This is a genomic window from Paenibacillus sp. G2S3 (assembly GCF_030123105.1).
Taxonomy (GTDB): Bacteria; Bacillota; Bacilli; order Paenibacillales; family Paenibacillaceae; genus Paenibacillus_AQ.
Map to the genome: position 1 here is coordinate 1054644 of NZ_CP126095.1, position 13271 is coordinate 1067914.

The 13271-nt window shown below is 44.2% G+C and carries 12 protein-coding genes and 2 pseudogenes; 12 read left to right on the forward strand and 2 right to left on the reverse strand.

All coding sequences use genetic code 11. From position 1 onward, the window contains the following. Positions 1–11 precede the first annotated feature (11 nt). The 9 genes and pseudogenes from QNH28_RS04605 (at position 12) to QNH28_RS04645 (ending at position 7761) form a co-directional block, all read left to right on the forward strand. Positions 12–671, forward strand: a complete 660-nt coding sequence (locus tag QNH28_RS04605) for an amino acid ABC transporter permease (RefSeq protein ID WP_042124383.1) — start codon at positions 12–14, stop codon at positions 669–671. Between the two features lie 15 nt (positions 672–686). After that, entirely contained in the window at positions 687–1439 is a 753-nt protein-coding gene (locus QNH28_RS04610; protein WP_481858356.1) for an amino acid ABC transporter ATP-binding protein, read from the forward strand. 167 nt (positions 1440–1606) lie between these two features. After that, positions 1607–1996, forward strand: coding sequence for a GntR family transcriptional regulator (locus QNH28_RS04615; RefSeq protein ID WP_283910359.1), 390 nt, complete (start codon positions 1607–1609; stop codon positions 1994–1996). After that, positions 1989–2891: an ABC transporter ATP-binding protein gene (locus QNH28_RS04620; protein ID WP_283910360.1), complete on the forward strand. Its 903-nt coding sequence runs from the start codon at positions 1989–1991 to the stop codon at positions 2889–2891. Before QNH28_RS04615 ends, QNH28_RS04620 begins: the two co-directional genes overlap by 8 nt. Beyond that, complete coding sequence (locus tag QNH28_RS04625) at positions 2866–4887, forward strand: hypothetical protein (RefSeq protein WP_283910361.1); 2022 nt, start codon at positions 2866–2868, stop codon at positions 4885–4887. The genes QNH28_RS04620 and QNH28_RS04625 overlap by 26 nt, the downstream gene beginning before the upstream one ends. A 368-nt stretch (positions 4888–5255) precedes the next feature. Next, positions 5256–6059 (forward strand): nucleotidyltransferase domain-containing protein, encoded by an 804-nt coding sequence (locus QNH28_RS04630; protein ID WP_283910362.1) that lies wholly within the window; start codon positions 5256–5258, stop codon positions 6057–6059. Positions 6060–6208: 149 nt separating this feature from the next. Then, positions 6209–6922, forward strand: a pseudogene (locus QNH28_RS04635) (polynucleotide kinase-phosphatase); the annotation flags it as partial. A gap of 3 nt (positions 6923–6925) precedes the next feature. Further along, positions 6926–7204, forward strand: a pseudogene (locus QNH28_RS04640) (RNA 2'-phosphotransferase); the annotation flags it as partial. 35 nt (positions 7205–7239) lie between these two features. After that, the gene (locus QNH28_RS04645; protein ID WP_283910364.1) at positions 7240–7761 is read left to right on the forward strand and encodes a mismatch-specific DNA-glycosylase; all 522 of its coding nucleotides are present in this window, start codon (positions 7240–7242) and stop codon (positions 7759–7761) included. Between the two features lie 485 nt (positions 7762–8246). Here the strand turns inward: QNH28_RS04645 and QNH28_RS04650 are convergent, their stop codons facing one another. Continuing rightward, complete coding sequence (locus tag QNH28_RS04650; protein ID WP_042124401.1) at positions 8247–9182, reverse strand: MraY family glycosyltransferase; 936 nt, start codon at positions 9180–9182, stop codon at positions 8247–8249. Positions 9183–9349: 167 nt separating this feature from the next. On the opposite strand from QNH28_RS04650, the gene QNH28_RS04655 reads away from it, so the two are divergent. Further along, on the forward strand, positions 9350–10051 hold the full coding sequence (locus QNH28_RS04655) for a YjjG family noncanonical pyrimidine nucleotidase (protein WP_283910365.1): 702 nt from the start codon (positions 9350–9352) through the stop codon (positions 10049–10051). Between the two features lie 59 nt (positions 10052–10110). Here QNH28_RS04655 and QNH28_RS04660 read toward each other — a convergent pair whose 3' ends face one another. Then, positions 10111–11088 (reverse strand): ring-cleaving dioxygenase, encoded by a 978-nt coding sequence (locus tag QNH28_RS04660; RefSeq protein ID WP_283910366.1) that lies wholly within the window; start codon positions 11086–11088, stop codon positions 10111–10113. A gap of 166 nt (positions 11089–11254) precedes the next feature. Here QNH28_RS04660 and QNH28_RS04665 point away from each other — a divergent pair, with 166 nt between their 5' ends. Beyond that, entirely contained in the window at positions 11255–12061 is an 807-nt protein-coding gene (locus QNH28_RS04665) for an AAC(3) family N-acetyltransferase (RefSeq protein ID WP_283910367.1), read from the forward strand. A gap of 108 nt (positions 12062–12169) precedes the next feature. Next, positions 12170–13102, forward strand: a complete 933-nt coding sequence (locus tag QNH28_RS04670) for a manganese-dependent inorganic pyrophosphatase (RefSeq protein WP_283910368.1) — start codon at positions 12170–12172, stop codon at positions 13100–13102. Positions 13103–13271: the final 169 nt, after the last annotated feature.

The window sequence follows — 13271 nt, forward strand, 5'->3', positions numbered from 1 at the left end:
TTATTGGAGAAATGAAAATGGATTATATTATACAAATATCCGGGCCGATGTTAGAAGGCGCGCGTACAACAGTTTTATTGTTTCTTATTGTTATTTTGGTATCGATTCCGCTTGGGTTCCTAGTCACCTTGATGGCGAAGAGTGTGATTAAGCCCTTGGCATGGATTGCACATACCTACATCTATGTCATGCGGGGAACACCTCTTTTACTGCAATTGTTATTTTTTTGCTTTGGTTTGCCACAGATTCCGGTGATTGGACAATATCTGGTCATGGACCGTTTCGTTGCGGCGAGTCTAGGGTTTATTCTTAACTATGGGGCATATTTCGCAGAGATCTTTCGTGGTGGCATGCTCTCCATTGATAAAGGGCAGCATGAAGCAGCCAAAGTACTCGGACTGAGTAAATGGCAAACGCTGCGCAAGGTAATTCTAGCTCAAATGTTCAGGGTAGCTTTGCCCGCTGTGGCCAATGAATCGATTTCCTTGGTCAAAGATACGGCTCTACTATATGCCGTTGCTGTACCTGAGCTTCTGAACTATGCCAAAACAGCAGTAAATCGAGACTTTACTGTAACTCCCTTTGTAGTGGCGGGAGTGATTTATTTACTGATGACGCTGGTGCTAACTTTATTCTTCAAAGCACTGGAGAAACGTTTCAAATTCGAGTAAAGGGACTGTCCGATTATGAGTAGCATGATAGAAGTAAGTGATTTACAGAAATCCTTCGGCAATTTGGATGTGTTGAAGAAGGTTAGTTTCAATATTCAGGCGGGTGAAGCCGTCGCTGTTATCGGACCTTCCGGTTCAGGTAAGAGTACAATGCTGCGTAGTCTAGTTCATCTAGAGGAAGTTACGGGTGGAAGCATCTTGATCCAAGGTAAGCCACTCGTGGAGAATGGAAAATACGCTAGTGGTGCAAGTGTTCGTGAGATCACGGCATCCATGGGTATGGTGTTTCAACACTTTAATCTATTTCCACACCTGACGGTGCGAGGCAATCTAGAGCTAGCTCCAAGGATGTTAAAGCGGGAGAGTGTGAAGGAGATTATGGCTAGAAGCAAGGACTTGCTCTCTAAGGTAGGCCTTTCTGAAAAAGCGGATGTGTATCCTGCAAAGCTGTCCGGTGGACAGAAGCAGCGGGTTGCCATCGCGAGAGCGTTAATGCTGAATCCGGATATTTTATTGTTCGATGAACCCACCTCCGCGCTTGATCCCGAACTCACCGGTGAGGTGCTACGCGTCATCCGTCAACTTGCTGAGGAGAATATGACGATGATTGTTGTTACTCATGAGATGAATTTTGCTCGTGATGTTGCGGATCGTGTGATTTTTATGGACAACGGTGAGATCACGGAGTCTGGAACACCGGAGCAGATTTTTGATCATCCACAGCAGGAACGTACCCGGGTTTTTCTGAGTCAAGAGTCGAGAGTGTGAATACCTCAAGCTAATAAAGTGTCTAATTATGAGAACAATCCCCACGGTGGTTTTATAGCTGCGGGGATTTTTTGCGTTGACATATTGCTTAAACTGTATTAATAATAGTAGTACAGTTAATACACACTATAATGGATTTAATGCAAGATAGTGGAAGGAGGAAAGTTATGTTCGAATTGGATGTTCGTAGTCGGAAGCCGATTTATGAGCAGCTGACCGATAAGGTCAAGGAAATGATTCTGCATGGTATATTGCAGACGGATGAACAGCTACCTTCTGTAAGGATGTTATCCCAGCAGCTAACCGTGAATCCCAATACGATTCAGAAGGCTTACCGTGAATTGGAACGTGAGGGATATATCTATTCACTGCAGGGGAAAGGGAGTTTTGTAGCCCCGATGAAAAAAGAACAAAATGAGATCAAAAAAGCTGAAGTCCGGGATGAGCTGCTCAGACTGATGGCGGAAGCGGTATATCTTGGGTTCACCGCAGCTGAGATTAGTTCATTGTATGAGCAAGTGGAGAAGCAGAGAGAAGGAGGGAAGAGTAATGATTGAGATTCGAGGAGTCAGCAAGTTATTTCAAGGGGAAAAGGCCGTTGATGATATCTCTTTAACGGTACGTAAAGGGACGATTTATGGGCTGCTCGGGTCTAATGGAGCGGGTAAAACTACGTTGCTGAAGACCTTAGCAGGTATTTACTCTCCAGATAAGGGGACCGTGAAGGTGGATGGTGAAGTGGTATTCGAACACCCAACAACTAAGCAACGGGTTATTTTTATGCCGGATTCTCCTTACTTTTTTCCACAATCCACCATGCTGCAAATGGCAGCCTTCTATCGCTCGATCTATCCGAGCTGGAATCAGAAGCGTTTTGAAGATTTGGGGACCGTCTTTCAGCTCGATAAGAAGCGTAAGCTTAGTCGTTTCTCCAAAGGGATGCAGCGGCAAGCGTCCTTCTGGTTATGTTTAAGCTGTATGCCAGATGTGCTAATTATGGATGAGCCGATTGACGGGTTAGATCCAGTTATGCGACGTCAGATCAAAAACCTGCTATTTCAGGAGGTTGCTGAACGCGAGCTAACGGTAATCATTTCTTCGCATAATCTACGTGAGATCGAGGATCTTTGTGATCATGTCGGGATTATGCATGGTGGAAAAATGTTGATTGAGAAGGATCTGGATGATCTTAAGGCGGATACACATAAAATTCAAGTGGCCTTCCGAGATGAACGACATGAAATTCCTTTAGCTGCGAAGCTGCAAATTCTGCATCAAGAGCGCCGGGGAAGTGTGAATCTATACATTGTAAAAGGGGATCGTGAACGTATCAATGCGGCCTTTCAGGTGTACGAGCCATACGTATTCGATTTGCTTCCATTGACGTTAGAAGAGATCTTTATTTATGAAATGGGGGATGTCGGATATGACGCGCAGCCATTACTACTTTAATAGCAGTATTTTTCGCCAGAACTTCCGCCAGCATGGCTGGATTGGGATCATATATGCACTTGGCTTATTATTCGCACTTCCATTGCAGCTCTTCATGAGCAACAATCCGAATGCAAAACCGCAGGAAATTGATCATTTATTTCGCATAGCAGGTAGTGTGCAAGCCTTGTTTATCATTACGATCCCAGTTGCCGCAGGACTATTCTTATTCCGATACCTTCAGGCAAAATCACCCGCAGATCTTTGGCATGGCCTGCCTTTACGCAGAGAGCATTTATTTATAGCTCATCTGACGAGTGGACTTACCTTACTGTTGGTGCCGGTTTGGTTAACTGCTGGGGTGGTTGCGGTTGTTAAGCATTGGAGTGGTAATTTTTATATTTTTCAAGGCGCAGATATTTGGCAATGGTGTATCACGGTTAGTATTCTGACTTTGTTCCTCTTCTGCTTTAGTGTTTTTGTGGGAATATGCACGGGCCAATCTATTCTTCAGGGAATTATCATTTATATTTTGCTTATTCTTCCTGTTGTACTGATCTCATTAATCAATAGCCATTTCGCCATGTATCTTTATGGTTATGCAAATGCAAATGTAAACTTCCGTAATTCTAGTTTGCAGATGTGGTCTCCGTTTGTTCATATTGTGTATTATTTTACCGGCGAGCCATTCACCAATACAGAGTTATGGATTTATGGGGTATTGGCACTTCTATTTATTGGGTTGTCCTATCTGTTATACCGTAAACGTAATACTGAAAAAGCGGGTCAGGCTATCGCTTTTGGATATTTCAACCCGCTGTTTAAAGCAGGGGTTATGTTATGTACTATGCTTATTGCCGGTAATTATTTTGCGCAAATGAAGCAACAGCAGATCGGCTGGGTGATTAGTGGATATACCATCGGAGCCATTATCGGCTATGTTGCTGCGGAAATGATTATTCGGAAAACATGGCAGATTATGACGCGTAAAATGGTAGCTGAGTTTGCAGTTTATGCGGTAATGATGGGGTTAATTCTGTATATCCCAGTATCAAGTATTACCGGGTATGAAGCTAGAGTGCCTTCTAGTGATAAGATTAGTGGTGTATATATGGGAAGTAACTACCACATGTATACCAAAATGGATGATATGTACACTACACCTTTTATGGGGCAGGATCCTTTTTCCGATAATAAAGATTATATAGAGGTTGTCCGTAAACTTCATCAAGCGGTAGTTGCGGTACGTCCAGAACATACCTCACAACAATATGTTTATGAATATTTTACTCTGGCCTATCAATTGGAGAACGGCAACAAGCTAGTGAGGGAATACTGGATTCCTAACAAGGGATTCGAAGCAGAGCTTAAGGTGATTAAGGAGACCGAGGACTTCAAGTATGAAAAGTATAATTTAACTCTGTTAGACAAAGACCTGGATTATATGTGGATTACCAACAGAAATAAAAAAGTAGCCATCTCTGATACCGGGGAAATTTTAGAGCTAAAGGAGATTATCAAACGCGAAATTTTGAATATGTCCTACGAAGTACAGCTAGATAAGGACGGAAAACCTGATGTGGCTAATATCCAAACAGAATTAAAGGTAAAAGAGGAAAGTGATCGGCCATCTTCAAGTTACGGTTATTATTATCCTTGGAAATCATCTTTTCATGAGTTGGAGAAATGGATGACAGATAAAGGATATGCTGACAAAGTTCGGTCAACCGCTGAAGATATACAGTCCGCAGAGATAATAAAAGATGACTTTATGGATAAGCAAACACCTAAGAATCCTACTAGTCCTGAACAAAGAGTAGTGCTTGCACGTGAAAATAATCGTACAGTTGTTACAAAGGATAAGGCACTATTAACGGATATTTTGAATCATCGTTTCAATTATGGCGTTGAGAATGGCAACTACATAGTGAAGTTGCTATATAAGGAGGGTTATAGCGATTTCGTAATGTTAAAAGATTCGGATATGACGCCTGAATTGAAGGCAATACTGAAATAAGATAAGAATAAGGTAAGTGGAAGATTAAAGATAAACAGACTACTGGTTGACAAAAACTGGATAGTTGGATTATGCTTTTGGAGATATGTTAAGGATGAAATGGAACTGAATAAAGTATAATTTGACTTGGGGGTAAGGACAGATGAATAACAATATGAATAATCAGCTATCGTATAATGCTTATCCATATTTGCGTCTATCTGTTACCTTGGCTTACAGGTCAGCCTCAGAACCAGTATATTCGTTTCCGGCGAATCAACAACGTTGTATTAACTGGTAAGAGTTCTGTATTTAGGTGAAGCCCGGCCATGGACGATGGAGTCCATGGTCTTTTTTGCATATTTAGAGGTTCTAAGGGAGGAAATGAGATGACAGAAATACATCCATCGATCATTCAGCAGCTTCGGACTATTGAATCTGAAGAAGATGTTCGCATTTTGTATGCGTGTGAATCGGGGAGCCGGGCTTGGGGATTTCCATCCAAAGATAGTGATTATGATGTTAGATTCCTATACATACGGAGACCTGAGGCGTATTTATCTATTTTTGGGCACAGGGATGTAATAGAACGGCCGATCAGTGAGATGCTTGATATTAACGGTTGGGACTTGAAGAAGGGGCTTAATCTATTTCGGAAATCTAATCCGCCTCTGCTGGAATGGTTAGAATCACCGATTCGCTATGAAGAAAAATACGCTGTAGCCGAAAGTATCCGTGAACTCTCGCCACAAAGCTTTTCGCCAAAATCATGCATTTACCACTATTTGAACATGGCGCGAGGAAATTACCGGGATTATCTGCAAGGCAGTGAGGTTAAAATTAAGAAATATTTTTACGTATTAAGACCACTCTTAGCATGCGCTTGGATTGAAAAATACAACGAAGTGCCGCCGCTCGATTTTAATGTGCTTGTACAGGATTTGATTCCACAAGGTTCAGAATTACAGGAAGCTGTACAGAGCCTGTTATTTCGTAAAATGTCCGGTGATGAACTAAATCTGGAGCCGCGCTTGGATGTTATCAATATTTATTTGGAGGAGCGAATTGCTCATTATGAGGCGGTTGCTTCTGCTTTTGAACAGAGTGTTGGTGTTATGGATGAAGCGTTAGATGTCTTGTTCCGATCAGCACTAATAGAGGTCTGGGGAGAAACGGGGCAATGGAACTGGTAAGTTCGCAATTCAATAATTGTTAATTAAGGAGAGATGAAGCTTATGCATTTGATCATCAAGGCGACGGGGTCAGGAGCGGGGATGTTGTCTCAACTACTGGCCAAAAACCCGCATAATTTATATGACAGGAGCGACAAAGAAAAGCACGTGAGCTGATATCCTCCCAATATGCCTATGTGGCTGAAGCCGCTTTGCTGGATCGGGAGCATCTTTTGGAGAAGCTGCGTGAGGCTGAAAGATCAGGGCGAGATGTTGCCTCGTGGATCCTGGAAATGGAGGAGAAGCTTCAGAATGCTCTTCTTTTTAAGGAAGCCTTCCAAAAGTATTGCTGGGACGTAAGTGGATTGGACGGGATTAAGATTGCTCCCTTCCACACGCTTGCGCATAGCGGACAAACTTTCTTTGAACACAGTCATCTTTGGCATATGGAGCATAATCGTGAGCTAGCTGAGGCGTCACCTTTGTTTATGGAGACTGAATATCGCACGGTTTGTAACGAAGCTGACGAGGAGCAGGTGATCCGTTGGTGGGAGGAAATGACGGAGGACGGGCATGAAGGGATTGTTATCAAGCCGGAAACTTTTATAACAAGTAATGGTGATAAAATGGTTCAGCCTGCACTCAAGGTGAGAGGGCGCAAATATCTGCATATTATCTATGGGATAGATTATTTACAGCCGGACAATCTTGTACGCCTCAAGCAGCGCAAAACAAGCAAAAAAGAGCGTCATGCCTTGATGGAATGTGCGCTTGGTCGGGAATCGGTGGAACGTTTTATTCGTAAAGAGCCGATAGAACGCGTACATGAATGTGTGCTTGCTGCATTGTCGCTGGAGTCTGATCCGGTAGATCCACGGTTGTAGAAAGGAACTCCGCCATCTACGCTTTATCACGGAACTCATGCTGGCGTTCTTTCAGTTATTTTGGAAGAGGGACTCCAATCAATGGGACGTCAATATGTTCATTTGTCCGAAGGGACACATTTTGCTAGTTTGGCTGGAAGCCGCAGAGGGAAATTGATTCTGCTGACCGTTGATACGATTAGTGCTGGTCAAATGGGTGTAACCTTTTATTATGCGGGTAATGAGGTATGGCTGGCGGACCCAATTCCTGCTTCCTGTCTTAATGTGTATACCCCATTGTAGAATTAGAACATCGTTTGGTTAGGAGGCATAATCACATGGATGAAATTCCAGATCACCTAGATCACGGATTACAGATTGTATTTATTGGTTTTAACCCGAGTATTCGCTCAGGTGAGGTAGGGCATCACTACGCGAATCCACGGAATAATTTCTGGAGAATTTTACACAATTCAGGACTTACTCCTCGGTTGTACGACGCGTCTGAGGACGGGGAACTGCTTAAGCTGGGGTATGGTTTTACGAATATTGTTGCCAGGCCCACACGCGGAATCGACGATATTACCCGTGAGGAATATAATGAGGGCCGCGAATTGCTTCGCTCCAAGCTGGAATTGTATCGCCCACAGGTCGCCTGTTTTGTAGGAAAAGGTGTATATACAGAGTTTAGTCGTAGGACTAAAGCAAACTGGGGATTTCAAGGGGATATACCTCCGATGGTGGACGGTGTACGTGAATTCGTAGCTCCCTCTTCTAGTGGTCTGGTAAGAATGCCAATGGAGGAGATTGTAGGGATTTACCGTAGGTTAGCCGAGTTTGCGCAAGCGAGTGATGGGTAAGATGATGTGTTTGGTTATCCTGCGAGTGGAACTAACGGACTCAGGAGTCGTTATATGAAGAAAATCGCCTTTCTTGGAGTGCTATCGGACACCAATGCAGCTATTGGCTTGAAAACTGCTGAATATGAGTACATTTATGGGCAATAGCGTCTCTGGAGTCCGAAACTGCCGCAAAAAGCTCGGAAATCCACAAATAACGCCTCCAGGGTCCGAAGGCCGCGAAAGTTTCGTCAGATCCGCGCAGCTCACCCCAAACCCAGTAGAAGCGGCTCAGTAGATCAGCGTCGATCGCCGTAAACGCAGTAGATCCGCGCAGCTCACCGCAGCTCCACTTAGATCCCGAGGATCTTGATAATCCGGCTCTCCCTAATAGCGTTAAACAAGAAACGAGCAAGTCTCCATATTGGAAACTTGCTCGTTTTTATTACTTCAATGGACTAGCCGATGCGATTGCTCTTGTACGATACTAATCCGCAAACAATACATCAAGTCTCGATTAGCAGCAGAATGATTGAGGATAAAGATAAGCAGACGCTGATCAAGCATAACACGGCAACGACTTGCTTCTGGCTCAGACCTGCACGGAGCAGGCGGTAATGAGCCTGGGTAGCGTCGGCCTGATAAATGGACTTGCCTTGGATAAAGCGTTTGACGACGACAAAAATATTGTCGAAGATCGGAACGCCCAGCGCCAAAATCGGGATGAACAGCGACAGGGCCGTGGCTTGCTTAAACGCACCGTCGAGTGCGATTACCGCAAGGATGAAGCCGAGAAAGGTAGCTCCGGCGTCGCCCATAAAGATTTTGGCAGGCGGTTTGTTATAGCGCAGATAAGCAATGGTGACACCGACGAGCGCAATCGCCATAATCGCAGAAGAGGATTGCCCCTTAGTTAATGCGACAATAAATAGTGTTATGGCCGAAATAGCAGTTAATGCACCAGCCAACCCATCCATACCATCCGAGAAATTAATGACAGTAGTTACGCCGAAGATCCAGATAATCGTCAACAGAAACTGTAATACAACGGGTAGAACGATATAATCCCCTGAGAAGGGGTTGTAGAAGCCTGTAAATGCGTTGCCGGAAAGATAAACGAGAACAGCCGCACTAACCTGTACAATCATTTTGGGCAGTGCAGGGAAATCTTTACCCTTTGTTTTGTACCAATCATCTATGGTGCCTATGGTCAGCAGCAGTACGCCACCTGCAAACAGTGCGACGGTCTCCATGGAGAATTCACGGGCAAATACCAAATAAGTAATGAAGAATCCGATGAATATGGCGTAACTGGCCGTAAGCGGTATTGGCTCTCTATGAATTTTACGCTCAACGTCCTGACGAGGCTTGTCCACAAAATCGAGTCGGAAAGCTAGTCTGCCGAGCGGCGGAATTAGAAAGTAGACGATAGAAAAAGACATTAGAAACGATAAAACGTATAATATGACGCTCACCACCGTTTTCTTTTTAAAATAACACAATTCGCTTAAAACTACCTTAAAAAAGTAAATTTTTGTCGTCTGACTGATAAGTTGACTTGATTGTATCACTGTAGTACCTTTTTGAGAAAAGAGTTTTGGGGGATATTATGAAATACGACGTTATTTTATTCGATGCTGACGATACACTGTTTGATTACGGAATGGCAGAAAGTCACGCATTATCTAACGCATTTCTACATGTTGGGATGCCCACAGGTGCAGAGGATTATGCTGTCAGTTATCAGGAGATTAATCATGCGCTGTGGCGGGATTTGGAGCAAGGGAAGATTAGTTCGGCGGCATTACGCGTGGAACGGTTTAATCGGTTATTCGCTGCGAATGCGCTGGAGCTAGATCCTGAGGCGTTTAGTGAAGCGTATCTACGTTTCTTAGGCGAGGGAACCTTTCTGATCCAGGGAGCGATCGAGCTTTGTGAGGAACTTGCTGATTGTCGACTGGCAATCATTACGAACGGAATTAAGGAAGTGCAGACTTCCAGAATCCAAGGGTCACCGCTTAGTGAAACATTTGAGCAGATCATTATTTCAGAGGAAGCTGGCTGTCAGAAGCCGGAGACAGGAATTTTTGATTATGCTTTTGCCAAACTGGGGATTTCGGATAAGGAAAAAGTACTGATTGTTGGAGACTCCTTAACCTCTGATATTCAAGGCGGCATTAATTATGGGATTGATACCTGCTGGTTTAACCCGCTCGGTAAAGAGAATTCGTCGGGTGTTCAACCAGAATACGAAATTCGAGATCTGTCGGAGCTATTAGACATTGTAGGGAAGACAGCTAATCCTCAATAAAAAAATAAGGTTTGAGCGCATAAGCGACTCACACCTTTTATTAAATGAACCGAGGAATCTTACTGCCGAGTATCCAGCGGTTTAAGATAAGCTTCGATTTGCTCACGCTTGGATTCCAGAAAAGGCGGCAATGCAAGGGATTCACCTAAACTTTCCATCGGCTCATCAGTAGCAAATCCGGGTCCGTCAGTAGCTAGCTCAAAAAGAATGCCGTTAGGCTCACGGAAATAAAGGGAGCGGAAGTAGAAACGATCCACGAATCCGGAGTTAGGAAGCTGAGCTGTGCGAATATGCTCAATCCATTGCTTTAATTCTTCCTCGTTATCCACACGGAATGCGACATGGTGTACACCGCCTCGTCCCAAATGCTCCTGATCTAGATCATTACGTTCTTCCAAGTGAACCTCTGCGCCCGATCCGCCTTCTCCAGTCTCGAATACGATCACATCTGGTTGACCCACTACTGTTGAAGGATAAGAGCCTTTACGGCGGAAGCCAAGCAAGTGCTCCAGTACAACCGCCGTATGCTCTGCACTTTCAACGGTAAGATGTGCGGGACCTAGACCAACAATTCCATACTCAGCAGGTACCGGGCTTTTGGCCCAAGGCGTACCGCCGGCAACACCATGATCATTTTCGTCAGATACGAGGATGAAACGTTGTCTCTCGTGATCACGGAAGGATAATGTCTGGCGGCCACCGAGTGTTTGAATCGTTCCATGCTCTACGTTAAGCTCAGTGAAGCGCTGCTCCCAATAGGTAAGTGCGGCATCGCTTGGCACTCGAAGAGAGAGCGCGGAGATGCTGTTATTCCCTTCGCGAGTGCGACCCGCCATTGGGAGTTCGAAGAAAGTTAATTCAGTTCCGGGATTACCCTTCTCATCACCATAGAATAAATGATACACTGAAATATCATCCTGATTGACTGTCTTTTTAATGAGACGCAGTCCAAGTACTTCAGTATAGAACTTGAAGTTTTCCTGCGCTTTACCTGTAATCGCGGATACGTGGTGTAGTCCTTTTAATGTTAAAGTCATGTGTAATTACCTCCGTGTAAATGCTAAATGTGAGCAAGTTATATTGTGATCGATAGAATATTAGTGAGTATTATTAAGTTACTATAATTTTAATAGTTAAGTGCGATTTTTGCAAGTAGAGATTTATGTTTCGCACAATCTAATCCATACATAAGGAGAGCGTATAATGCATACAACAGCTAGTTTGATGAAACAACTACAGGAACTTAAGCTTGATCCACGGGGGACCATTCTGGTTCATTCCTCTTTAAAAAGTATTGGCGAAGTAGAGGGTGGCGCGGACACGGTGCTGGATGTGCTCAGTGAATATATGAAGGACGGGCTACTTGTACTGCCAACCCATACATGGGCTTATATTAATGCAGACAATCCACGGTTCTCTGTTCAAGATTCCCCATCTTGTGTAGGGATATTACCGGAGCTGTTCCGTAAACGTCCCGGTGTCATTCGCTCTTGGCATCCGACGCATTCTGTAGCGGCGTTGGGTGAAGATGCAGAACAATTTACCACAGGAGATGAACGCTGGGATACGCCATGCGCCCGTGGCTCAGCGTGGGGCAAGCTGCTTGATCGTAAGGCGGAAATTGTATTGCTGGGTGTTGATCTTCGGCGGAATACGTTCATTCACGGGATCGAAGAGTGGGTGGATATTCCAGGCAGAATGACAGATAGCCATGAGGAGCTATATACGATAACACCAGGTGGTGATGAAATCATGGTGCCTTCGCGCAGACACTGTGGTCTCTCGTGGTCGGAGCATTTTTGGAAGGTAGAGCGAGAGCTTGAGGAAGGCGGAGCCATGCGTAAGGGCAATTTTGGAGATGCACTGGTTAGAGTATGTGGAACGGTTGAAACGACGGATATTCTAAGTCAGATGCTGAAGGAAAACCCTGATCTTTTCTCAGATAATGAACCGCTACATGGTGAAACCAAGCCGGATCCGCTTCCGAAGACGAGGCGTGAGCAGCCTTAGAAGAGGTTGATAGAATTGCGATAAAGCATTTTTCAAACTGGACAATCTGGAAGCCGCTATCAATGTATGGTATATTAATCTCACTAAAACATAGTAAGGAGATTGGAAATGGAAAAAACTTTGGTTTTTGGACACAAAAATCCGGATACGGATACCATTTGTTCTGCAATTGCTTATGCTGCACTCAAAAAGGAATTGGGCTGGGATGCTGAGGCCGTTCGTCTGGGTGACGTTAGTGGTGAAACGCAATTTGCGCTTGATCATTTCGGAGTAGCAGCTCCTCGTCTGGTAGAGAACGTAGCTGGTGAAGCAACTCAGGTTATTCTTGTTGACCATAACGAACGCCAACAAAGTGCGAATGACATTGATCAAGTGCGTGTGGTTGAAGTTATCGACCATCACCGGATCGCAAACTTTGAGACTGCACATCCGTTATACTATCGTGCTGAGCCAGTTGGCTGTACAGCTACTATTCTTAACAAGCTGTATAAAGAAAACGGAGTTGCTATCCCTAAAGAAATCGCCGGATTGATGCTGTCTGCGATCATTTCTGATTCCTTGCTGTTTAAATCACCAACATGCACAGCGGAAGATGTAGCTGCAGCACGCGAGCTTGCTGAAATCGCTGGTGTAGATGCAGAAAGCTACGGTCTCGACATGCTGAAGGCTGGCGCTGATCTTAGCGACAAGAGTATCGCTCAACTGATTTCCTTGGATGCTAAGGAATTCAAAATGGGTGAATACAAAGTCGAAATCGCTCAAGTGAACGCGGTTGACGTTAATGATGTTCTTTCCAAACAAGCTGAACTGGAAACTGCACTTACTTCCATTATTGCTGAAAAAGGATTGGATTTGTTCCTGTTCGTAGTTACAGATATCCTCAATAACGATTCCGTAGGTCTGGCTCTGGGCCGTGTTGCAGGTGCAGTTGAACAGGCGTACAACGTGAAGCTTGATGATAATAAAGCACTTCTCAAAGGTGTAGTATCCCGCAAATCGCAAATCGTACCTGTTCTTACAGAAACAATTGCTAAGCTGTAACGCATTTTGACAATTGCACTCTATTCTGTACAGTAGCACTCATATAAGAGCCACGTCATTCATTAGAAGTTATGATGGTGATGTGGTTCTTTTTGTTTTACGACGCATTCTGCTACAATATTTTGTGTGGTAAGAGTAATAACCAACATGTGGAATATAACAAAGAGAC